The 22,451-nt window shown below is 61.8% G+C and carries 23 protein-coding genes and 1 pseudogene; 9 read left to right on the top strand and 15 right to left on the bottom strand.

The genetic code is table 11. The annotated features are described in order from the left end of the window. From XB14_RS16570 to XB14_RS16585, 4 genes are all read right to left on the bottom strand, one after another. Positions 1-258 (bottom strand): hypothetical protein, encoded by a 258-nt coding sequence (locus tag XB14_RS16570; RefSeq protein ID WP_077962663.1) that lies wholly within the window; start codon positions 256-258, stop codon positions 1-3. 156 nt (positions 259-414) lie between these two features. Then, complete coding sequence (locus XB14_RS16575; protein ID WP_419178595.1) at positions 415-1,572, bottom strand: protein rep; 1,158 nt, start codon at positions 1,570-1,572, stop codon at positions 415-417. 524 nt (positions 1,573-2,096) lie between these two features. Then, positions 2,097-2,507: a very short patch repair endonuclease gene (locus tag XB14_RS16580; RefSeq protein ID WP_077962665.1), complete on the bottom strand. Its 411-nt coding sequence runs from the start codon at positions 2,505-2,507 to the stop codon at positions 2,097-2,099. A 55-nt stretch (positions 2,508-2,562) separates the two neighbouring features. Beyond that, a complete protein-coding gene (locus tag XB14_RS16585) occupies positions 2,563-3,816 on the bottom strand; it encodes a DNA cytosine methyltransferase (RefSeq protein ID WP_210190023.1) in 1,254 nt (417 codons plus the stop codon). A gap of 222 nt (positions 3,817-4,038) precedes the next feature. Between XB14_RS16585 and XB14_RS16590 the strand changes: the two genes are divergently transcribed. Both XB14_RS16590 and XB14_RS16595 read left to right on the top strand, forming a co-directional pair. Continuing rightward, positions 4,039-4,281 (top strand): helix-turn-helix domain-containing protein, encoded by a 243-nt coding sequence (locus XB14_RS16590; RefSeq protein ID WP_077962667.1) that lies wholly within the window; start codon positions 4,039-4,041, stop codon positions 4,279-4,281. 165 nt (positions 4,282-4,446) lie between these two features. Then, positions 4,447-5,316 (top strand): Cfr10I/Bse634I family restriction endonuclease, encoded by an 870-nt coding sequence (locus XB14_RS16595; protein ID WP_210190024.1) that lies wholly within the window; start codon positions 4,447-4,449, stop codon positions 5,314-5,316. 274 nt (positions 5,317-5,590) lie between these two features. On the opposite strand, the gene XB14_RS16600 is transcribed toward XB14_RS16595, so the two are convergent. The 10 genes and pseudogenes from XB14_RS16600 to rsmI form a co-directional block, all read right to left on the bottom strand. Continuing rightward, positions 5,591-7,285 (bottom strand): recombinase family protein, encoded by a 1,695-nt coding sequence (locus XB14_RS16600; RefSeq protein WP_077962668.1) that lies wholly within the window; start codon positions 7,283-7,285, stop codon positions 5,591-5,593. A 43-nt stretch (positions 7,286-7,328) separates the two neighbouring features. Then, positions 7,329-7,970: pseudogene (locus XB14_RS16605) on the bottom strand (magnesium chelatase domain-containing protein); the annotation flags it as partial. Between the two features lie 221 nt (positions 7,971-8,191). Beyond that, entirely contained in the window at positions 8,192-9,139 is a 948-nt protein-coding gene (gene gshB, locus XB14_RS16610) for a glutathione synthase (protein ID WP_077962669.1), read from the bottom strand. 148 nt (positions 9,140-9,287) lie between these two features. Continuing rightward, positions 9,288-10,277 carry an endonuclease/exonuclease/phosphatase family protein gene (locus XB14_RS16615; RefSeq protein WP_077962670.1) on the bottom strand — a complete coding sequence of 330 codons (990 nt, stop codon included), beginning with the start codon at positions 10,275-10,277 and terminating at the stop codon, positions 9,288-9,290. Then, positions 10,274-11,386, bottom strand: a complete 1,113-nt coding sequence (locus XB14_RS16620; RefSeq protein WP_077962671.1) for a sn-glycerol-3-phosphate import ATP-binding protein UgpC — start codon at positions 11,384-11,386, stop codon at positions 10,274-10,276. Before XB14_RS16620 ends, XB14_RS16615 begins: the two co-directional genes overlap by 4 nt. A gap of 66 nt (positions 11,387-11,452) precedes the next feature. Continuing rightward, a complete protein-coding gene (gene ugpE / locus XB14_RS16625) occupies positions 11,453-12,295 on the bottom strand; it encodes a sn-glycerol-3-phosphate ABC transporter permease UgpE (protein ID WP_077962672.1) in 843 nt (280 codons plus the stop codon). A 10-nt stretch (positions 12,296-12,305) separates the two neighbouring features. Then, positions 12,306-13,307: an ABC transporter permease subunit gene (locus XB14_RS16630; RefSeq protein WP_234804060.1), complete on the bottom strand. Its 1,002-nt coding sequence runs from the start codon at positions 13,305-13,307 to the stop codon at positions 12,306-12,308. A 5-nt stretch (positions 13,308-13,312) separates the two neighbouring features. Then, positions 13,313-14,611, bottom strand: a complete 1,299-nt coding sequence (locus XB14_RS16635; RefSeq protein ID WP_077962674.1) for an extracellular solute-binding protein — start codon at positions 14,609-14,611, stop codon at positions 13,313-13,315. A 160-nt stretch (positions 14,612-14,771) separates the two neighbouring features. Continuing rightward, complete coding sequence (locus XB14_RS16640) at positions 14,772-15,140, bottom strand: YraN family protein (protein ID WP_077962675.1); 369 nt, start codon at positions 15,138-15,140, stop codon at positions 14,772-14,774. Then, a complete protein-coding gene (gene rsmI / locus XB14_RS16645) occupies positions 15,130-16,074 on the bottom strand; it encodes a 16S rRNA (cytidine(1402)-2'-O)-methyltransferase (protein WP_419178598.1) in 945 nt (314 codons plus the stop codon). The genes XB14_RS16640 and rsmI overlap by 11 nt, the downstream gene beginning before the upstream one ends. 236 nt (positions 16,075-16,310) lie before the next feature. On the opposite strand from rsmI, the gene dnaN reads away from it, so the two are divergent. From dnaN to XB14_RS32695, 7 genes are all read left to right on the top strand, one after another. Next, positions 16,311-17,429, top strand: coding sequence for a DNA polymerase III subunit beta (dnaN, locus tag XB14_RS16650; RefSeq protein WP_077962677.1), 1,119 nt, complete (start codon positions 16,311-16,313; stop codon positions 17,427-17,429). 235 nt (positions 17,430-17,664) lie between these two features. Continuing rightward, positions 17,665-18,267, top strand: coding sequence for a phospholipid N-methyltransferase PmtA (pmtA, locus tag XB14_RS16655; RefSeq protein WP_077962678.1), 603 nt, complete (start codon positions 17,665-17,667; stop codon positions 18,265-18,267). Positions 18,268-18,271: 4 nt separating this feature from the next. After that, the gene (locus XB14_RS16660; protein WP_077962679.1) at positions 18,272-18,859 is read left to right on the top strand and encodes a histidine phosphatase family protein; all 588 of its coding nucleotides are present in this window, start codon (positions 18,272-18,274) and stop codon (positions 18,857-18,859) included. 1 nt (position 18,860) lies between these two features. Continuing rightward, positions 18,861-19,565, top strand: coding sequence for an orotidine-5'-phosphate decarboxylase (gene pyrF, locus XB14_RS16665; RefSeq protein ID WP_077962680.1), 705 nt, complete (start codon positions 18,861-18,863; stop codon positions 19,563-19,565). Between the two features lie 116 nt (positions 19,566-19,681). After that, positions 19,682-19,969 (top strand): DUF1330 domain-containing protein, encoded by a 288-nt coding sequence (locus XB14_RS16670; RefSeq protein WP_077962681.1) that lies wholly within the window; start codon positions 19,682-19,684, stop codon positions 19,967-19,969. 119 nt (positions 19,970-20,088) lie between these two features. Beyond that, positions 20,089-21,069 carry a complex I NDUFA9 subunit family protein gene (locus XB14_RS16675; protein WP_077962682.1) on the top strand — a complete coding sequence of 327 codons (981 nt, stop codon included), beginning with the start codon at positions 20,089-20,091 and terminating at the stop codon, positions 21,067-21,069. 240 nt (positions 21,070-21,309) lie between these two features. Continuing rightward, complete coding sequence (locus tag XB14_RS32695) at positions 21,310-21,471, top strand: hypothetical protein (RefSeq protein ID WP_113132000.1); 162 nt, start codon at positions 21,310-21,312, stop codon at positions 21,469-21,471. Positions 21,472-21,636: 165 nt separating this feature from the next. On the opposite strand, the gene XB14_RS16680 is transcribed toward XB14_RS32695, so the two are convergent. Further along, positions 21,637-22,443, bottom strand: a complete 807-nt coding sequence (locus XB14_RS16680; RefSeq protein ID WP_077962683.1) for an undecaprenyl-diphosphate phosphatase — start codon at positions 22,441-22,443, stop codon at positions 21,637-21,639. Between the last annotated feature and the right edge of the window lie 8 nt (positions 22,444-22,451).

Raw genomic sequence — 22,451 nt, forward strand, 5'->3', positions numbered from 1 at the left:
CTACCGCCTCAATAGAGCGATGGCTTCGGCCTCGGCTTCTGAATCGAATTCAACGTCTCGGCGATGGTCCCCGACCCGCCGGTGTGTGGCGGCGTCGGTCCATCCCCCAAAATGATAGACGGCACAGTCCAGGCACAGCCAACCGCCTTCATCGGTCTGAACGTCCGGCGCGTTTTCACAAAATGGGTCGATACACATGAAGGTGCCATTGGCATACTTGATGACCGGGCGTCCTTCGCATTCCTTTGCATGTTTCATTTACACGTCTCCCGCTTCTTCAAACATTGTCATCGCCGGCGGCCTCAGAGGCAACGATTAGTGACCGACTAATGCTTTTCCCTTTGGTCAAAGCGTCGGCTCTCCGAGGGGCCTTTCAGGCAGACCCTCTGGGGCCTGGCTGGGGCCTCTGGCGGACTATGCCGCCACCAGTTCAAGCACCAGCCGCAACGGCGGCGGGCGGAACGTCAGGCCGAAGGCGACGGCATGACCGCGCTCGCGATCCATCGCCGTGCGCACCGCCTCGCCGCCCGAGCAACCAGACCGTTGCCGGACGTCATCGGCGCGAGCGGCGACCGTCCACGCAGACGGCACATGTTCTCGGGTCCGCGCAGGCTCACCCGTCTCCTGCGCATGACCTGCGAGTTCGAGCGCCAGCCGCTCGACTTCCGCCCACCGATCCGCGCCGAAGTCCTCGAGCGCGGCGAGCACGGTAGACGCCCTCTTGCGAGACATGAGCGTGTTCCAGATGTCGCGGCGCAGGTATCCTGCCGCCTGCTCTTCCGGGGACTCCTCTTCTCCGGGGCGCTCCTCGTCCTCGTCCGCCTCGATACCGAGAGCGGCGGCGATCCCGGGCGAGACGACGCAGGAGCGAACCCCCTTCATCGCCGCGGCATACTCCAGCCAAAGGGCTTTCATGCCGTCGTCGCCAGACGCCAGTTCGAGGATTTCGAACGGATGCAGCCCCTCTTTCGAGCGGGCCTTTTTCGTCGCCTGTCCTGCCATTTCCCACGCGACGTCGCGGGTGCGCCCAACGCCCTTGGCGATGTATTCGGCCAGCTTCTCTTCTGACCGAATGACGGCGACGTCCTGCCCGTCGAGCAAGGCCGAATAGCCCGCCGCCTGGACGGCTTCCAGATACCGCCGCACGAACCATTCCCCGAGGTCCTGCGTCTCAGCTCCCGAGCCGCGCAAGAGCAATGCGGTATGGATGTGGAAGTGCCAGCCGTTGGCCTTCGAGAACGTCACTTCTGGCGCAGAAATGACCCCGAAAATCCCATGCTGCTTCTTCCGGCGCGCCCACGGCGCACCCTGCCGCGCCTTCCGCGAAGCGGCCTGAACGACCTTCCGGAGATCGGCCAGACCCTGCCCGCGGCTATGCCGCACGGTTAGGGTACACATGACCATCTGCCCGTCGCTGAAGCCCTTTACATGGTCGAAGACCTCTGCCATGCGGTCGCGGCGCTCTTGCCCCTTGCGCGGAGCGCAAACGGGGCAAAGCCAGCCCGAGTCACAAGCGAACGTCCCCGAGGTCCGCGCACCTGCTGCGCGGAGGTGCAAGCCCACCTCCTCCACCTCAAACCCTGCCCGACCGCAACCGCAGACAGAGGGGCCGCGCCCCTCTTCGGGGCGAAGGATCGAGGCCGCGACGTCGCGGAGCGCCCACCGCTTCCGCCTCTGCCGGAATGCCTCTTCTGCCCCTGCCTCTTTTGCAGGGGGGGGCAACGCAGCTCCTCTCTTGTCAAGACGGCTCGCTTCGCCCGCCGCAACAACGCGAACGCCCTGCTGTCGCGGGCGCTTGTCAACAATTTTGACTGGAGGGTTTAGAGAGGCTGCTAAATCGGCTGGGATATGTCCCAGCCCCGGGCTCAATCAACCGTCAACGGCGGCTTTACAATGTCAGCAATGTCGGTCAACATTTAAGAACATACCCCGAAAAAACCGCCGTAGGGTCGCAAGCCCGATGATCGGCGGTTTTTCTATGGTCAGTCGCCGGCGCGCAGGGGTCAAGCGCCGAACGATATCTCGGCGTGACACAGCCGCGGCAGTGTGACCAATGTCACGAACGCCCATCAAACCTAGCGTGCGACGTCAGTCGATTAATCCAGAAAGTCGCGCAGGCGATCCGCCAAATTGTCCGCAGTCGTCTCACACTCCCAGATCACAAGCACACGCCATCCTTCGGCAGTTAGAGACTCTATGTGCTGCTGATCCCGCTCCTCGTTCCTTGCAATTTTCGGGACCCAATAATCCCTCCTGGATTTTGGTAATGTCGCGTCTTTGCACGAAGGGTCCGGATGACGGTGCCAAAAACAGCCATGGACGAAGATAATGGCCCTCCTGCTTGGGAACACCAAATCAGGCTTACCCGGCAGGTCTCGCCGGTGAAGGCGATACCTGTAGCCCATCGCATGGGCCATTCGCCTGACAATCATTTCAGGCTTGGTGTTCTTTGAAGCAATGCGCGCCATGTTGGCGCTACGCCTCTCCGGCGTTAGCTTGTCTACCAAGGTTTACCCCTAAGTCGGGGAACTTCGATCCTGAGCCTCGCTGAAGGTCACCGTCTCATGCCGAGCGTCTAGCCCCATCAGGCGCAAAGTTCGCCGCCCGTTCATCCGTCGACTCTCCGAACCCATCGAAGACGCCGGCGGGCGTGTAAGCGTCCACGAGGACAGCTTTTGCCATAGTCGCGACTGCGTAGGCAAGCAAGGGCGGAACGGCGTTGCCTATTTGCTTCAGCATCTGCCACTCGCTGCTCTTGAAGACAAATCCGTCGTGAAACGACTGCAACCGCGCCGCCTCCCGCACAGTGATCCACCGATCGAGCTTGGGGTGAACCCATTCCGAGAGGTCACGGTGCATCTGTGCCAGAATTGTGTAGCTGGGCAAATCGGGATGCAGACGACGCCATTTTTCGGGACGCGCACCGTTCCATATTTCCTTCGGCAGCGAGTCGGCCTTCTCTCCCGGTTTAAGATATGTGATTAGGCGCGCGCGTTTCGCCATCATTTCCTTGGTATGGTGATTATGTAGCTGAGCTTCGCCGCGGCCAATCGCCCGCTTGCGTTTCGTAGACTTGGCGTAACATCCTTCCGAGTAGTCGAGCCGCATCATTTGCAAGAATGGGTGCGGTCGCTCAACAGATGGATATGGCAGCGTGGCTCCGGAGGGGACGACTTTACTCGGCAGATCGCCGATGGCGTCCCACACTGTCGTCTGCTTTTCCACCTTTTGCGTATCGAGGAGCTTGAGTGCGAAGTCGGTTATCTCTCCGCCGCAATTCAGATCGTCCCGCGTGCCGAAGAAAAACACCCGCTCACGCGTTTGGGGAACGCCAAAGTCAGCCGCGCTGACCTTAACAAACGTCGTATTGCCATAGCCCAAACCGCGAAAGTGCTCGATTATAGCGTCGCGGAAATGCCCCTTTTTCATCAACAGGATGTTGGGGACGTTCTCCAAGAGAAACATCCTCGGCCGAAGCTGATCAACTACTCGGGCGAACTGGGTATACAGCTGGTTCCGGTCATCAAAGAGATTGCGGGGGCCGATTTGGCTGAACCCTTGGCACGGCGGGCCACCGAACACCAAGTCGACATCCTCTCCGCACATCTTCTGATGCTTGTCGAAGTTCTCTCCGGAAAGGAAATCATGAATATCGCCTTCGAAAAGAGGCGTCTTCGGGAAGTTCGCGCGATACGTCTCGCAGGCGAACCGATCGAACTCAACCGCCGCCTTCACTTCAAACCCGGCAAGCTCAACCCCCTCGCAAAACCCGCCGCACCCCGAAAAGAGGCTAACTGCCGTTGGTTTCTTCGTCATAGCTTTTCCTAAAAGTGGCCGGCGCATTGAAGGGACTCATGAGTCCAGCTTCAGCGACCTTAAAGGTGGTCAATCAAGCTGGCAACAGTCCATGTAGCCTGAGTCTTGGGGAGACGGTGGGAAAGTGACTTTCCCCTGTGGACTAGCCATATGTGACTCATAGTCCGTGGAGACCACCCGTAATCAGTCGTACTCAGGAGGCCAATACGACTTAGGGGCACTATGGACCTGTCGAAGTACTACGGCGCTGCCGTGCGTCAGCACCGACTGCTCGTGCGTCTATCGCAGGAGGAATTGGCGGAGCGTGCCGGGCTGGACAGGACATATGTCAGTGGGATCGAACGCGGCCGCCGGAACCCGTCACTGCGCAATCTCCAGAATATCTCTGAGGCGCTGGGGGTTGATCTCGACGTCATGTTCGCGACCGCGCGACAGATAGCCCTCAACCAATCGGGGAAAAACTAGGTGCCATTTACGTTCCCCAGCGCTCCCCACAGCGATAGTCAAGCGATCGTATGCCTCAATTGCAATGCCGCGGGCAAGGGATGCCTTGTGGATACGAGAGGAGGGAGGATACGCGGGCGCAAGACCCAATTCCAGATAACTCAGCGGCGAGTTATGGATTGTGCATTGGACACCTTCGTTCCCGGCACCGACAACGATCCCGACCCAACTCGTCTGTTTGCTGACTACCGGAGACAAGCATACGAGAACGTTGACACAGCTGGCCATGTGATCTGGCCCGGAGCATTCGAGTTGACCGAAGCTCAGAAGGCGAAGGTCGACGGGGATATCTATGAAACGATGGAGGCGGCCGCGCTTTGGAATGCCGCCGCGGTCTGGAATTCGTTCATGGACACCGGCGTCTGGTCGAGCGCCGTATTTACGCAGCCAAAGAACGCCGTCCCCAGCCCAGCGCGCAAAGTTGCTATCGTGAAAATGGCTCGCGGGGCCGATACGACCCTCATATTGAACGACAAGGCGCGCGCGGAGTACAAGGCATTCGAAGTGGCGCTTCAGACGCGCGGCATGGAACTAAAGCTCAGCACGCCGGACATACTAGGTCTTAGGATGCCTGATCCCATGCCCGAGGGCTTCAGGCCCTTTCTGTCCCCTCTACCTGATTTGACACACGGAAGTCAGGAAATTTTGGACACAGCCTGGCAAGGGATTCAAGGCACTCTTGAAGGCCGCCACTTCCTGTTTGCCATCGCAGTGAAAACGAGTACACGAAGCGACAGGTTGTATCAGGCGCTCTTCGAGGCCAACGTTCTGAAATACATTCTGGGTTACGTACTTCGGGGCCCTGCGATCAAATTTCACGCCCATCTTGAAACGTTCGCCAACGCTGATGTCGTCGGACGCTACAAGGCCGCATCAATGACATCGCTCTTAGCCGGAGGGACTCCCGCGAAGGCAATCGACGAGACATATCTGGCGCTTTCCCCCCGCGATACGGCCCAGCACATCTTGGATCAGCTACCCGAGTTTCCACTGTAGCGGCGTCCATACATTCCCCATCCAGGAACATCGGCGCTGCTGGTGACTGCGCTTCTGAGATCGCAGGCGCATTCCCTTGAGGACCGCCACGCTCACGGCTCTGATAAGCTTAGCTATTGGAATCGTCACCGGTGGCGAAAACCGAGAGATGAGGCCGACGGATCGGCCTTCTGCCTGGGATGTCAATTTTTTGGAGCTCTAGGAAGCCCGTACAACAACGAAGAGACATCGGGATGATCCATAGGACGTCCCGCATCTCCCCCCGGGCACGGCGTCAGCCTACCGCGCTGCCAGAAGGATACAGGCCTTTTAATTCGTTCTCCGCATCTTGAATTTCACGATCGGAAATCAACGGCGGGAGCGGCGTCATAGTGTAAGTCGAGCTGCCGTCGCTTCGCCCAGCCCCATGCAACCACCTGTTCACGTAGGCCATCACCGCGCCCTCGTCCGGCAGGTTCTCTTCCGCCTCGAAGCCGAGTGCCGATCTCGTATGAAACCTTGTCGGACCGACTGTGATCTTTTCTATCACGCTCCGGAGCATGTTCGAAACGTAGGTACGCAGCTCGACATTCCCGGGCTCTTCGCGCAGCCTAGTTGCCAAAACGGCGGCTTCCTTCATAGTCACGCCAAAATTGCGGGCGACGGTATCTCGGTTCGCTGCATTCTTGGCTTTTGCCAACGCCGTCTCGGCCTTGGATTTGTCCTTCTCAAGACTTGCGAGGCGCTGCTGTAGAGTTTCACTCAGTCCGTTGCGCTCGACCGCGTCGGCCATGCGCTCAAGGCGCGCCTGAATATCCATAAGAGCGGATTCACATGCCTGAACCTCGACGACTTTTTCGTTCTCCGCCTCATTGACCGTCGGGGAACAGTTCATAACAACTTTGGCTTCAAGCGTTTCATACGCATGCTTTTTGTTATGATCGCATCCGGCGTGCAGCAACGACGAACTGCATTGGAGATAAGGCTTCCCGCCTCTCTTGCCTTTATCGATGTAGTGCATACCACCACCGCAGACCTGGCAGCGAAGCAGACCTGACAAGACATTCCGGTGCACACCGGCGGATCGTCTCACGGACGACGCCGCGCGCGCCTTCATCATCACCTGGGCTTTGTGGAAAGTTCTTTCATCGATAACTGACGGGTAATAGTCCTTCAGTGTTGCGGACGCAGTAGCGTCCGACCCACCCGCCAGCTTCCCTCGGGGCGTGAACTCCCCATAGGTTGCGGGGTTGTCGAGGATTTTCTTGATATACGAGTCGTACCAAATCCGCCCCCCTCCAAACGGCTTGACCCCGTCGGCGTTAAGCTGCTTCGCAATGGAGCGCGTTCCGATGCCAGAGATTGACGATTCGAATATTCGTCTGACCACTGCGGCGTGTTCAGGGATCAGCCTGTATTCGTCGCCGTCCTTTTTCATCCACGCCGGACATATTTTCGTCATGGCCTTCCCCGACGAGGCCGCCAGTTGCCGTTTCTTCTCCCATGCTTCGAGAACACGGTGGCCTTTAGTGGCGGATTCTTCGTGGGCACGCGCCATGATGCCTAGAGAAATCATGAGCTGGTAATTATTGGCCTCTACGCTCTCACGCGAATACTCCTGGCTATCAAGAAGCGTCACAATGCGAATGCCAGCGTTGAGCAGATCGAGGAAGCGAGGAAGCGCATCGAGGACGTGTTCGCGTGATAACCTATCCAAGGACTCGACCAAAAGGTAAGAGCCTCGTGGGACGTCTCCGGTCTCCACTGCCTTTAGGAAAGAGCCTAGAGCAGCGCGGTCGTCCACGTTCCTCCCGCGGAATGCTGAGACCCCTTCGTCGCGCAGGGACTCGTCCAACTCAAGTCCATGTTTGTCAGCAAAGAGACGCGCCTTCTCAAGTTGTCGTCGCAGGGAGTCCCCACGAGCCTGCTCGGGCCGCGAGAAACGGATATAGCTGTATACCTTCGGCTTTGCGGAGAAATCTATCTTCATAGAAAAGCGCTATCATTTCAATGTCTAGCGTGCAACATGCTTTCAGCAGATTGTGGTTGCCGGCCGCCGCCACCTCCAGCGCCCGCTTGGCGCTTTCCTGGCCCTTGATGTCGCCGAGGTCGGGCAGGTCGGACGCACCCGAGCGGATCGCGGCCTCAGGCCGTGAAAGCACCTGTGTGCCGCGGAAATGGTTGGCAATCGCGATCAGGCTGCGCGGCGCAAGTATGTCTATCTCGGCACCGGCCCAGGCGGCCTCGGGGCCGCTCTCGGCGGGGCAGATCAGACCCTTGCCGAGCGCATTGGCGCCGATCGCCGCCGGCAGTGCGCCGGCAACGGCGGCAATCGTGCCGTCGAGATTGAGTTCGCCGATCACCACATAGGGTGCCAGCGCATCACCGGGGATGGCGCCCAGCGCCGCCATCAGGCCGAGCGCGATCGCCAGATCGAAATGGCTGCCTTCCTTGGGAAGATCGGCGGGGGCGAGATTGACGGTAATGCGCTTGGCCGGCAGCGCCAGGCCGGAGGCGTGAAGGGCCGCCTGCACCCGCTCGCGGCTTTCGGCGACAGCCTTGTCGGGCAGGCCGACGATCTGCATGCCGACCTTGCCCGGCGCGACCATCACCTGAACGTCGACCGGCAGACCCTCGATACCCTGAAATGCGACCGTGCTGACGCGCGCGACCATGATTATCCCCTCGCCCGAGCAGCCCGTATTCCCGGGCCGCACAACCGCTTTGGGTTGCAAGACGGAGCCTTGCACGGATCACGCACAAAAACAAGAACAATTACAGAACATTCGCAAGGAGGGCCGGCGCGCACCCGGCAACAGGGCGCTCCGGCAAATGGCCGCGGGCAATGGTCCGCGGCCTCAGTCGACCCGAGATGGGTCTCAAGCAAAACGCTCGATCAGGCGCGCTTGCGCTCGATTGCGTCCCACAGCAGGCTCGCGACATCGGCGCCGCCGAACTTCTTGACTTCGCGAATGCCGGTCGGCGAGGTCACGTTGATCTCGGTCATGTAGTCGCCGATGACGTCGATGCCGACGAAGAGGAAGCCGCGCGCCTTCAAGGCAGGCGCGATGCGGGCGCAGATTTCCTTTTCGCGTGGCGTCAGTTCGGTCGGCTCGGGGCGGCCGCCGGCATGCATGTTGGAGCGGGCGTCGTGGTCTGCCGGAACGCGGTTGATGGCACCGACCGGTTCGCCGTCGACGAGCAGAATGCGCTTGTCGCCCTTGCGCACCGCCGGCAAGTATTCCTGGGCGATGAAGGGCTCGCGGAACATCTGGCCGAACATTTCGAGCAGAGAGGACAGGTTTCGGTCGTCGCGGGTCGAGTGGAAGACGCCGGCACCGCCATTGCCGTAGAGCGGCTTCAGGATGATGTCGCCCATCTCCTGGCGGAAGCTGGCGATCTCGGCGGCATCGCGGGTGATCAGCGTCTTCGGCATCAGGTCGGCGAATTCGGTGACGAAGATCTTCTCCGGCGAATTGCGCACCCAGGCCGGATCGTTGACGACAAGCGTCTTCGGATGCAGGCGCTCCAGAAGATGCGTCGAGGTGATGTAGCCCATGTCGAAGGGTGGATCCTGGCGGAGCAGGATGACGTCCATGGTCGACAGATCGACACGTTCCGGCTCGCCGAGTGTGAAGTGGTCGCCCTTGACGTCGCGCAGCGTCATCTGCTGTACGCTCGCATAGACATTGCCGTCGCGCAGCGACAGTTTCTCTGGCGTGTAGTGGAAGAGGCGATAGCCGCGCGACTGTGCCTCGAGGCTCATGGCAAAGGTGGAATCGCCCGCAATGTTGATGCCCGACACATGGTCCATCTGGACCCCGACATTGACGATTTTCGCCATCTTCCCGTCCCCTCATGGATCACGGAGAGCCGTGATCGATTTCAAACCGCCGGAACGGAAGAGGACGAGAAAACCGTCGCCCTCTGCCGCACTGGCAAAGCCCTCGACATGTAGAATGCGGGCGGGCCTTAGGCAAGGAGAGGCGCGCCTATTCGAAGCCTTCGACCACGCAGGTGATGAGATCATGGTCCGAGAGCGGCCGGCCGGTTTCATCGAGCGAAGGAATGATCGTGGTCTCGCCGACCTTCAGCCCGCGCGACAGGAACCAGTCGAGCTTCATCGCCCGCTCCGGCCAGCGGGTGATCAGGCTCGGCCGCGTGGTCATCACGTCGAGCGGCCCTCCATGGCGGGTGAAGCCCCTGACAGCGCTCATGGCAAAGAGCCTTTCAGCCTCGAAATCGCCGCCGGCGTGGTTGCCGGTGTTGAGATCACCGCCGATCAGCACCGGCAGGCCGGGGAAGGCTTCGTCGAGCGCATCGATCAATTCCTTGACCTGACGCTCGCGATAGGCGGCGGTCGCAGCACTTTCGAGATGGGTGGAGACGGCGACGAAGGGACCTGCCTCGGTGTCGATGACGGCGCCGATCGCGAAGCGCTCGCCGAGACGCGGCTGCTCGCCGTCGGTAAACCAGAGGCGTTCGCCCCAGAGACGCAGCATGAAGGGGCGCCCGAGCGGCACGGACGCCATCAGCGCGTTGCCGTGAAATCCCTTGGCGTTGAAATTATCTTCGCAGAATTCACGTTCGGTGTCTGAACCAAGCCCAAGCTCGATGAACTCGATGCCATAGGCGTATTGCATACCGAGGTCAGCCGCGACTTCGGCCGTCGGATGACGTTGGCCGGTGCGGGCCATGCCGTTGTCCATCTCCGAGAGCAGGACGACCGGCGCCCGCGTCTCAGCGAGATGCGCAGCACTTTCCGGCGCAAACAGGCAGCGCTCAAGGTTCCAGGCGGCAACCGTGAACGGAAACGCGAGCGGCGTATCGGAGGCCGGTGTGCCACCGACCTCGATGCTGTTCATCTCGGGGCGAGCGGCCATGGCGGCATCGTGGGCCGCGATGGTGCGCACGATCTCGGCAAAGCCGGCGCGGATTTCAAGGGACGGGACGGCAAGCTGCTCGACGATTTCACGGATCACGATGCCGTCTCCAGTCGGTGGGTCTCGACCGGCGCGTCGCCTGCGAAGGACGTGCCGCGTTCGAGCCGCTTGCCGGTTTCCGGCGAGAAGAAATGCAGGCGGTCGACGGCGATCGTCACGGCCAGATCGCCGGACAGCGGCGTTTCCGGGGAGAGCGCGATGGTGAGCGCCTGGCCGTCGATGCTGCCGTGCACCAGCCGCTGGGCACCCAGTTCCTCGACATAGTCGACCTGGAACAGCATCGCGTCCTCGCCGACGCCGGCAAGCTTCAGGTCTTCGGCCCGCAAGCCGACGGTGACGGGACCTTCGACCGGCGCGCGGCCGCCGAGTTCGATCCTGTAGAGTCCGATCTGCAGGTTGCCGCCTTCGATCTGGCCCTTGACCAGGTTCATCGCCGGCGAGCCGATGAAGCTCGCAACGAAGGTCGAGGCCGGGCGGTGATAGACGTCGAGCGGGCGTCCGATCTGCTCGATGCGGCCACCGTTCAGCACCACCAGCCGGTCGGCGAGGGTCATCGCCTCGAGCTGGTCGTGGGTGACATAGAGCGACGTGGTGCCGAGGCGCTTCTGCAGGCGCTTGATCTCGCCGCGCATGGAGACGCGCAGCTTGGCATCGAGGTTGGAAAGCGGCTCGTCGAAGAGGAAGGCTGCGGGCTTGCGCACGATGGCGCGGCCCATGGCGACGCGCTGGCGCTGGCCGCCCGAGAGCGCGCGGGGCTTGCGGGAAAGATAGGGCTCGATCTCCAGCATGCGCGCGGCTTCGGCGACCCGGGCGTCGATCTCCGCCTTCGGCGTCTTGCGGTTCTTGAGACCGTAGGCGAGGTTGTCGTAGACGGTCATGTGCGGATAGAGCGCATAGTTCTGGAAGACCATGGCGATGTCGCGCTCGGCCGGGTCGACGTCGTTGATGACGCGCGAGCCGATCGTCACGGTGCCCTTCGAAATCGTCTCCAGCCCCGCGACCATGCGCAGCAGCGTGGACTTGCCGCAGCCGGACGGGCCGACGAGTACGATGAATTCGCCGTCCTCGATGTCGATCGAGACGGATTTCACCGCCTCGACATTGCCGTGATAGATCTTCGAGACCTCGGCGATGGTAATGGCCGCCATGGCTGCCTCCGTAAATTTGGTGTCGTTTCAGGACCGGGCGGGACACTTGCCCCGCCGCCACTCCGCTTACTTGTCGCTTTCGGTCAGGCCCTTGATGAACCAGCGCTGGAAGATCACCACGATCATCACCGGCGGCAGCATGGCGAGGATCGCCAGCGCAAAGGCCTCGTTATAGTCGGGGATGTTCGAGCCGACCCAGACGAGCAGGATCTGCTTGATGCCGCGCACCAGCGTGAAGAAGCCTTCGTCGGTGGTCATCAGCGTCGGCCAGAGATACTGGTTCCAGCCATAGACGAACATGATGATGAAGATCGCCGCCATCATGGTGCGCGAGAGCGGCACCAGCACGTCGATGAAGAACTTGAACGGCCCGGCGCCGTCGATGCGCGCCGCTTCCAGAAGCTCGTCGGGCACCGACTTGAAGAACTGCCGGAAATAGAAGGTGCCGGTGGCCGAGGCCAAGAGCGGCACGATCAGGCCGGTATAGGTGTTCGTCAGCTTCAGCGTGTTCATCACTTCGTAGGAGGGAAGGATGCGCACTTCGAGCGGCAGGAGCAGCGTGGTGAAGATCACCCAGAAGAAGAAGGTCGCGAGCGGAAAGCGGAAATAGACCAGCGCATAGGCCGCCAGCATCGACAGTACGATCTTGCCGACCGCAAAACCCAAGCCCAGGATCATCGAGTTCAGCATCATGTTGAAGCCGGTGATCTTGCCGGTGAAGCCGCCTTCGCGCGTCAGAACCGTCTGGTAGGTCTCGACGAAATGGCCGCCCCAGCTGAGGCTGAGCCCGTTGCGGTGGATATCGGCTGCCTCGTGGGTGGAGGTCATGAAGGCGACGACGACCGGCGCCACCATGATGAAGACGCCGAGAAGCAGGATGACGTGGTCGAAAATCTTGGTGCGATACATCGGCCCCACCTCAATTGTAGTGCACGCGCCGCTCGATGAAGCGGAACTGGAAGATGGTGAGAACGAAGACAATCAGCATCAGGATCACCGATTGGGCCGAAGAGCCACCGAGATCGTTGCCGCGGAAACCGTCCATGTAGACCTTGTAGACAAGGGTGATCGGGTTGTTGGCGGCCTTGTCCTTCACCATCACGTCGATGGCGCCAAAGGTGTCGAACAGCGCATAGGTAACGTTGATGATCAGAAGGAAGAAGGCGGTCGGCGCGAGCAGCGGCAGGATCACCGTCCAGAAGCGACGGAAGCCCGAGCTGCAGTCGATCGCCGCAGCTTCCCGCACCGAGACCGGAATGCCCTGGAGCCCTGAGAGGAAGAAGATGAAATTGTAGGGGATCTGCTTCCAGACCGAGACGACCACCATGGAAAAGGCGGTGTCGAAGTAGTTGAGACCAACCTTGATGTCCCAGCCGAACCAGCGGGCAAGCTCGACGATCGGGCCGATATGCTGGTCGAAGAACATCATGCCGATGAGGCCTGCGACCGGCGGGGCAATGGCATAGACCCAGATCAGCAGCGTCTTATAGGCGGCGTTGCCGCGGATGACACCATCGGCCTTGACCGCGAGCAGCAGCCCGATCGAGAGCGCAAAGAAGGTGACGAGGGCCGTGAAGACCGCGGTGAAACGGGCAATGCCGAGATATTCGCCCGATTTCAGCACATCGGTGTAGTTGGTCATGCCGACGAAGGTCGAGCCGAAGCCGAAGGGGTCTTCGAGATAGAAGGAGGACTGGATCGCCTGGACCGACGGCCAGTAGAAGAAGATGAAGATGATCGCGAGCTGCGGCGCGAGAAAAAGGTAGGGCAGGAACGGCGAGGCGAACTGCACGCGCTTGGCAGCACTTTCCCCTCCGCTCGACTGGCCACCGAAAAGCCGGAAGGCGCCGAAGCGACGCCCCCCGGTCCTGGTTCCGGTCCCTCCCCGCGCTGCGGGGAGGAGATCTGTCGCGGTCGTCATCGAGATCAGCCGGCCGTCTTGGCGAAGCGAGCGAGCAGCTCGTTGCCTTCCTTCTCGATCGTGTCGAACGCGTCCTTGACGGTCGTTTCGCCCGAGAAGATGCGGCCGTATTCGCGTTCCATGATTTCGCGGATCTGCGGATAGAAGCCGAGGCGGTAGCCCTTCGACCAGTCGCCGGCCGGCAGCATCAGCTGCTTGATGCCGACTTCGGCAACCGGCTTCTCCTTGTAGTAGCCGTCCTTCTGGGCAAGCTCGTAGGCTGCCTTCGTGATGGCCACGTAGCCGGTGGCCTTGTGGTAGAAGTACTGGATCTCAGGCGAGGTCAGGAACTGGAAGAAGTCGGCAACGCATTTGTTTTCTTCATCCGACTTGCCGGACATGGCGAAGAGTGCCGCGCCGCCGATGAAGGAGTTGGTGCCGGCGCCCTTGATCGAACCCCAGTAGGGCAGGAAAGTTGCCGAGAACGGCATCTGTGCGGTCTTCTGCAGGCCGCCGAAGGAGCCCGACGAACCGATCCAGAACGCGGCCTTGCCTTCTTCGAAGACCTTCTGGTTGTCGTTCCAGCCGGCGCCGTAGAAGGCGAAGTAGCCCTCGTCCTTCCAGGCCTTGAGCTTGTCGAACATCATGACGAGGTTCGGGTCGGTGACCTTCAGCTCAGTGTCGACGACGGCGTCGTAGCCGTTGTTGTTGGTGGCGAACTGGATGTTGTTGCGAGAGAAGAAGTTCTCGGTGAACTGCCAGGTGAGCTGCGACTGGACGAGCGGGATGTAGCCGGCTTCCTTCAGCTTGGGTGCTGCGGCTTCGAACTCTTCCCAGGTCTTCGGCGCCTCGACGCCGGCCTTCTTCAGGGCTTCGTCGTTGATGTACATGATCGGCGCGGAGGAGTTGAACGGCATGCCGACGAACTTGCCTTCGCTGTCGGCGTAGAAGTAGCGCACGCCATCGATGAAGGCGTTGCGGTCGAAGTTGTGACCGGCCTTGATGATCAGGTCTTCGGCCGGGATGACCGCGCCCTTGGCGTTGATGATGGTGGCGGCACCGGCGTCGAAGACCTGGAGGATGTTCGGCTGTTCGCCCGAGCGGAAAGCGGCAATACCGGAAGCAAGCGCTTCCTCGTAGGTGCCCTTGGAAACCGGGGTCAGCGCGCAGGCGCTCTGGGCTTCGTTGAACTTCTTGGAAACTTCATTGATGACTTCGCCGTTGCGGCCGGCCATGCCGTGCCACCAGGTAATGTTGGTCGCGGCAAGCGACGAGGTCGCTGAAAAAGCGAGGGTAAGGGCTGCGAGCGTAAACTTCTTGAACATGACTAATCCTCTCCACCGGGTTGCGGATGGCAGTGGACTAGTGACCTTCAATGACAGGCCAGTTACGCTTTTGTGTCGGAACGATTACAAATTCGAGAATATGTTCCAACGAGGGGCACCCGCGGAACAACGCAATCATTTTCCTTCATTATGCGCCGATTCAGAACGCGTCCGGCAGGTGCCGCGGCCAGCCCCAGGGCGTCACCGTGACGATGTCGTAACGCACGGAAAGCCTGTTGAAATCCGGCTGTTTCGCCAGCCAGAGATCGCTCGCGGCACGGATACGCCTCTGCGCCGTGGCCGTTACGGCGAAGACGCCGTCCTCGGCCGATCGGCGGGCCTTGACCTCGACACAGGCGATGAGATCGCCGCGCCTTGCGATGATGTCGATCTCGCCAAGCCTGGTGCGATGGCGCATGGCGACGATGCGGTAGCCCTTGAGCAGGAGGCAGAGGGCCGCGCGGTATTCGGCGAGATACCCTCGCCTCAGCGCATTCAGCTTCCGCTTGTCGCCGCCATCAGTCGTCATGTCGCTCCTTCAACTGCAGCAGCCGATCGTAGAGCTCCTTGCGCGGCAGGCCTGTCTGGCGGGCGGCTTCGGTTGCCGCCTTGCCGGCCGGCATATCGGCGACGAGACTTCGCAGCAGAGCGTCGACATCGGCCGCCTCCGGCTCGGGTGCAGCGTCCGGCGGGCCGATCACCAGAACGATTTCGCCCTTGACCGCGCCTGCCTCTTCATAATGGGCGGCAAGCTCACCGAGCGTGCCGCGGCGGAACTCCTCGAAGGTCTTAGTCAGCTCGCGGCAGACGGACGCCCGCCTGCCTTCCCCCAGGACCTCAGCTGCCGCCGCGACCGTTGCGGCGATCCGGTGCGGCGATTCAAAGAACATGATGGTTGCAGGCACGCTTGCGAATTCCTTCAAGCGATCGCGCTTGGCCTTGTCCTTGGTCGGCAGGAAGCCGGCAAAGAGAAAGGCGTCGTTCGGCAGGCCGGAGCCGACAAGGGCTGCGAGCGGCGCCGAGGCGCCCGGGATCGGCACGACACGGTGCCCGGCCTCGATCGCGAGCTGCCCCAGGCGGTAGCCGGGGTCGGACACCAGTGGCGTGCCGGCATCGGAGACAAGCGCTACCGACCGGCCCTCACCGAGGGCGGCGAGCAGTCGTGGGCCGGCCTCGTCTGCGTTGTGCTCATGGTAGGCGTAGGGACGGTTGGTGATGCCGTAACGGTCCAGGAGGACGCGCGTCACGCGCGTGTCCTCGCAGGCGAGCACATCGGCGCCGGCCAATGTTTCCAGCGCCCGCAACGTAATATCACCGAGATTGCCGATCGGGGTTGCCACCAGATAGAGCGCCGCCTCGAGCGGGCGAGCCGGAACGCTCACATTGTGCAGACGATAGCTGCGCTCCCTCTGTCCGCCTGCCGGTTCCGCTGTCTTCTGCTTTTCCACCTGTAACGTCCTGATCGTGCTCACCGATGTGTCTATCCGGTCTTTATGAGTGAGCCACCATGGCAGAGCAAGGGCAAGACGACGGGCCTACGTGCTGCATCTGGGGACAGAAGCCCTCAAACCCCTTGCTTTCCGGGCGCTCTTTCTGCCATTTTGCCGGTCCACATCTATCCGGTCGGTCGGCCGGGGCACTCGCAGTTGACGCTCAGGCGGACGTTCGCCCGCCGGGCAATGGTTGAAAGCGGCATCCCATGCGCATTACTCTCGAGCGATCCAACCTCCTGAAATCGCTGAACCACGTGCACCGCGTGGTCGAGCGGCGAAACACGATCCCGATCCTCTCGAACGTGCTTCTGCGTTCCGACGGCGCAAGCCTCGAAATGAAGGCGACCGACCTCGACCTCGAAATCACCGAGGCGACCCCGGCCCAGGTGGAACAGGCTGGTGCAACCACCGTTCCGGCGCATCTGCTCTATGACATCGTGCGCAAGCTGCCCGATGGCTCGGAAGTGCTGCTCGCCACCAATGCCGAGGGCACGGCGATGACCGTCGCCTCGGGTCGTTCGAAGTTCTCGCTGCAATGCCTGCCGCAGTCCGATTTCCCGGATCTGACCGCCGGCAGCTTCTCGCATTCCTTCCGCCTGAAGGCGACCGACCTCAAGATGCTGATCGATCGCACCCAGTTTGCGATCTCGACCGAGGAAACCCGCTACTACCTCAATGGCATCTTCGTGCACACGGTCGAGAGCAAGGGCGAACTGAAGCTGCGCGCCGTCGCCACCGACGGCCACCGCCTGGCGCGCGCCGACGTCGAGGCGCCATCCGGCTCCGAAGGCATGCCGGGCATCATCATCCCGCGCAAGACCGTCAGCGAATTGCAGAAGCTGCTCGATAGCCCGGACCTCGTCGTCACCGTCGAAGTCTCCGACGCCAAGATCCGCCTGACGATCGGCTCGATCGTCATGACCTCGAAGCTGATCGACGGCACCTTCCCGGACTACCAGCGCGTCATCCCGGCCAACAACGACAAGGAACTGCGCGTCGATTGCCAGTCCTTCGCGCAAGCCGTCGACCGCGTCTCGACGATCTCGTCCGAGCGCGGCCGCGCCGTCAAGCTGGCGCTGAACGAAGGCCAGATGACGCTGACGGTCAACAATCCGGACTCCGGCAGTGCTACCGAAGAACTGCCTGTCGGCTACGACCACGATCCGCTCGAAATCGGCTTCAACGCCAAGTACCTGCTCGACATCACCTCGCAGCTGACCGGCACGGACGCAATCTTCATGCTGGCCGATCCGGGCTCGCCGACGCTCGTGCGTGATCTGGCTGCTGAAGATGCGCTCTACGTGCTCATGCCGATGCGCGTGTAGCCGGGCCTGACGCGGCGCGAAACGCTAACCCGTCACGCCCGCGCGTGGCGGGTTTTTTGTTGGCCGCGGCATTTGCGGGCTGTTGATAAGAGAACGCTTTCAGGCGCAGACAGACTTGTTTTTGCCGCAGATGGGGACACATTATGTTGACGCCGCCGCAACCGTCTCGAATCACCGGGTAGGGAGTTCAGCGGACGGCCTGTGCGAGGAGAGGACAGCGGTTTTGAGGGGTTCAATGAATTTGCGCGTGAAGGTGAAGGAACGGCTCGGACGGAAGTTCGACGAGGAGATTCGCTTTTTCAAGGGATGGATGAGCAATGCCAAGGCCGTCGGCGCGATCCTGCCGACCTCCTCCGTCACCGCGCGCCGGATGGCGAGCGTCATCAATCCGGCCTCGGGCCTTCCGGTTCTCGAGCTCGGCCCCGGTACGGGCGTCATCACCAAGGCGATCCTGGAACGTGGCCTTGAACCGTCCAATCTCGTGTCGATCGAGTACTCGACCGATTTCTACAATCAGCTCAGGACCAACTTCACCGGCGTCAACTTCATCAACGGCGATGCTTTCGATCTGGAGCATACCCTCGGCGAACTCAACGGCCAGACCTTCGACAGCGTCGTCTCTGCCGTGCCGCTTCTGAACTTCCCGATGCACCGGCGCGTCGAGCTGATCGACGACCTGCTGTCGCGCATTCCGGTCGGAAGGCCGGTCGTGCAGATTTCCTATGGACCACTGTCGCCGGTCGTTGCCATGCCGGACCGCTACAGCATCCAGCATCTCGACTTCGTCGTGCGCAACATTCCGCCGGCGCAGCTCTGGGTCTATCGCCGGGCACACTGACGGGATGTTCGGCGTCTACGTTACCCATCCGCAGGTCCAGATCGATCCGGACGTGCCCGTCCCGCAATGGGGACTTTCCGCTGTTGGCCGCGAGCGCGCGGTCATCACTGCCGCCTTGCCCTGGGTGCGCTCGCTCGGACGGGTCGTCTCGAGCGACGAAACCAAGGCGATCGAGACGGCGCAGCTGCTGGCCGATGCGGCCGGCGTGACCGTCGAGATCCATCACGATATGGGCGAGAACGATCGCTCCGCGACCGGCTTCCTGCCGCCGCCGGAATTCGAAAAGGCGGCCGACTGGTTCTTCGCCAACCCCACCGAAAGCTTCAAGGGCTGGGAGCGGGCCGTCGATGCCCAGGCGCGGATTTCGAGCGCAGTCTCCCGCGTGCTCGACAGCCACGATCCGAAGGTCCCGATCGCCTTCGTCGGCCATGGTGGCGTGGGCACGCTTCTGAAATGCCGGCTCACCGGCGCGCCGATCTCGCGCGCGGCCGACCAGAAGGGTGGCGGCGGCGGCAATGTCTTCGCTTTCCGCCTTGCGGATCGCACCGTCGCATGCGACTGGACCGCGATGGAACACTGGCAGGGGATCTAAGATGACCGAAACCGCGCGCGACCGACTGATCGTAGGCCTCGACCTCCCGACGATTGCCGCGGCCGAGAAGATCGTGTCGACGCTCGGAAACGACGTATCCTTCTACAAGATCGGCTACCAGCTCGTCTTTGCCGGCGGGCTGGAATTCGCGCGCGACCTGGCCGGAAGCGGCAAGAAGGTCTTCCTCGACATGAAGCTGCTCGACATCGACAACACGGTGGCCAAGGGCGTCGAGAACATCGTCAAGATGGGCATGTCGATGCTGACCCTGCACGCCTATCCGAAGGCGATGAAAGCTGCAGTCGAGGCCGCAAAGGGCTCCGATCTCTGCCTGCTCGGCGTCACCGTGCTCACCTCGATGGACGAGCAGGACGTGATCGACGCCGGTTATGAATACGATCCGCACACGCTGGTGCTGCGCCGGGCCGAACAGGCCCGGGCCGCCGGCATGGGGGGCATCGTCTGCTCGGCGGAGGAATCGGCGGCGGTGCGCAAGATCATCGGGCCGGACATGGCGCTCGTCACCCCGGGCATTCGCCCGGCCGGCGCGGACAAGGGCGACCAGAAGCGGGTGATGACGCCCTCCGAGGCGCTCAAGGCCGGATCCAGCCATCTCGTCGTCGCGCGCCCAATCGTCGCAGCCGCCGAGCCGCTTGCGGCTGCCCGGGCAATTCTGTCGGAGATGGACGGCGCCCTCGCGCGCTGACACGGGCAGCCCTCCCGATATCTTGGCACCCCGGGCCGATCCGCTTGACCTCAACAAAAATTTGCCGGAAGTAACACTCCCGTCAGCCTTTCGTGCTGCAAGACGAGGAGCTCAATATGGCCAAGGGATACTGGATCGCACGGGTCGATGTCCGCGACCCCGAGCGCTACAAGGACTATGTGGCGGCCGCAAAGCCGGCCTTCGAGAAATACGGCGCCAATTTTCTGGCGCGCGGCGGTGAACACCAGCGGCTGGAGGGCGGCGTTCGCGCCCGCAACGTCGTCATCGAGTTTCCATCGCTGCAGGCAGCGGTCGACTGTTACAACTCGCCTGAGTACCAGATTGCCGCCGCGATCCGTCAGGAAGTCGCCGACGCCGAGATGGTGGTCGTCGAAGGCGTCTGATCCCAGGCGTCACCACTTCTGCGGGCTCTGCAAGCCGACGTCGATTGGCCTTCACCTCTCGCGGCTGTTGGGCTATGTAGCAATCAATTCTTTCCGACCCGATCAGGAGTGCACATCCCATGACCTTGTCCAACCTTCCGCCGCTGGTGACGATTTTCGGCGGATCCGGGTTCGTCGGCCGTCATGTGGTGCGCGCGCTCGCCAAGCGCGGCTATCGCATCCGCGTCGCCGTTCGCCGGCCGGACCTTGCGGGTCATCTGCAGCCGCTCGGCAATGTCGGCCAGATCTCCTTCGTCCAGGCAAACCTGCGCTACCGTAAATCGGTCGACCGCGCCGTCGAAGGTTCCGACCACGTCATCAACTGCGTCGGCGTGCTGTTCGAAAGCGGCCGCAACACCTTCGATGCGGTCCAGGATTTCGGCGCCCGAGCCGTCGCGGAAGCAGCCCGTGGCGTCGGCGCGACGCTGACGCATATCTCGGCCATCGGCGCCGACGCGTCCTCCGCGTCGAACTACGCCCGCAGCAAGGGCCACGCCGAGGCAGCCATCCTTGAGACCAAACCTGACGCGATCATCCTGCGTCCCTCGATCGTCTTCGGCCCCGAGGACGGCTTCTTCAACAAGTTCGCCGGCATGGCGCGCTTCTCGCCGGTCCTGCCTCTGATCGGCGGCGGCGAGACGAAGTTCCAGCCCGTCTACGTGACCGACGTGGCCGAGGCCGTGGCACGCGCCGTCGACGGCAAGCTTGCCAAGGGCAAGATCTACGAACTCGGCGGCCCTGATGTCTTGAGCTTCCGCGACTGTCTCGAGATCATGCTCAACACGATCGACCGCAAGCGTACGCTCGTCTCGCTTCCCTTCGGCGTTGCGTCCTTCATCGGCAGCATCGCCTCGATGGTGCCCTTCGTCACGCCGCCTCTCACCGCCGACCAGGTGGTGTTGCTGAAATCCGACAATGTCGTCTCCGCGAACGCCGTTTCTGAAGGACGAACGCTTTCGGGCATCGGCATCGAGCCGACGATGCTGGAGCCGATCCTGCCGACCTATCTGGTGCGCTACCGCCCGCAGGGCCAGTATACCCGCAGCGGCCGCGCCGCCTGACCAGCCGCACCCGATCGATTTTTTTGAACGGCCGCCGGAACCACCGGCGGCCGTTTTCTGTTGTATCGCGGTAACAGCGTTGCAGTTCTGCCGCAGTTGCAAAAGCGATTGGCATTTACCGCAAATTCAACATGTCCTGATATTGATCATGTCATATCCACCCACTAAACACCGCCTCGCGCCCTCGATCCCAAGGCATGATGGCGGGCGGCAGCAGCAATCTCGAAAGGCATAGCGTCCATGGGCAAGTCGATCGCAATCTTTTTTGCGTGTGCGGCACTGATCATTCTGGCTGGCTCATTCATCGCGCCGAACACGGTCGCGAGCAGCGGCAAGGGCTGTGCGCCGGCCTACGGCGTCGATCCGTGCACGACGGCATCGATCGATCTTTCCGGCAACTAAGGCCGGCGCCTCGACGAGGCATCAAAAGTTATTGGCGGGGGCCAGCAGCCGCGTGCGTTTCACCTTGAAATGCACGCGGCTTTGTTTTTTGGGGACCGGCTTGCGGTCAAAGAAAAAGGCGCGTCCGGAACGCGCCTTTTTTCGTTCGAGATCGTCGGTCCCTGCTCAGCCGAGCAGCCACAGCCCGATCAGGCCGGCCGTACCGACGATGATGCGCCAGATGGCAAACGGCGTGAAACCGCGGCGCGAGACGAAGTCGAGCAGCGAGCGCACGACGAAGATGCCGGCGACGAAGGCGGCGATGAAACCGACGGCAACCAGGGTGAAATCGTCGAAGGACAGCGCGTCGCGGTTCTTGTAGAGGTCCAGCGTAAAGGCGCCGACCATGGTCGGCATGGCCAGGAAGAAGGAAAATTCGGCGGCCGAGCGCTTGTCGGTTCCCATCAGCAGCGCGCCGGCGATCGTCGCGCCGGAACGGGACGTGCCGGGGATCATCGCCAGGCACTGGAACAGGCCGATCTTCAGCGCCAGCGACGGCGGATAGTCCATCACGTCCGTATAGCGCGGCTTCAGCGGCAGGTGGTCGATCGCATAGAGGATGACCCCGCCGACGATCAGCACGACGCAGATCAGGACAGGCGTTTCAAACAGCACCGTCTTGATGAAATCATGGGCGATGGCACCGATGACCGCCGCCGGCAGGAAGGCGATCAAGACGGAGAGCACGAAGCGGCGCGCCTTGATGCTTGTCGGCAGCGCCAGCGCAATCGACAGAAGCTTCTGGAAATAGACGAGCAGGATCGCCAGAATGGCGCCCAGCTGGATAAGCACGGCGAAGGTGTTGCCCGGCGATTTGAAGCCGAGGAAGTGGCCGGCGAGGAGAACGTGCGCCGTCGACGAGACGGGGATAAACTCCGTCAGGCCCTCGATCAGACCGAGGACAAGCGCGCTGATGATCGATTGATCCGCCATATATGAGA

Origin of the sequence: Ensifer adhaerens (assembly GCF_002007205.1) — a bacterium.
Lineage (GTDB): Bacteria > Pseudomonadota > Alphaproteobacteria > Rhizobiales > Rhizobiaceae > Ensifer > Ensifer adhaerens_D.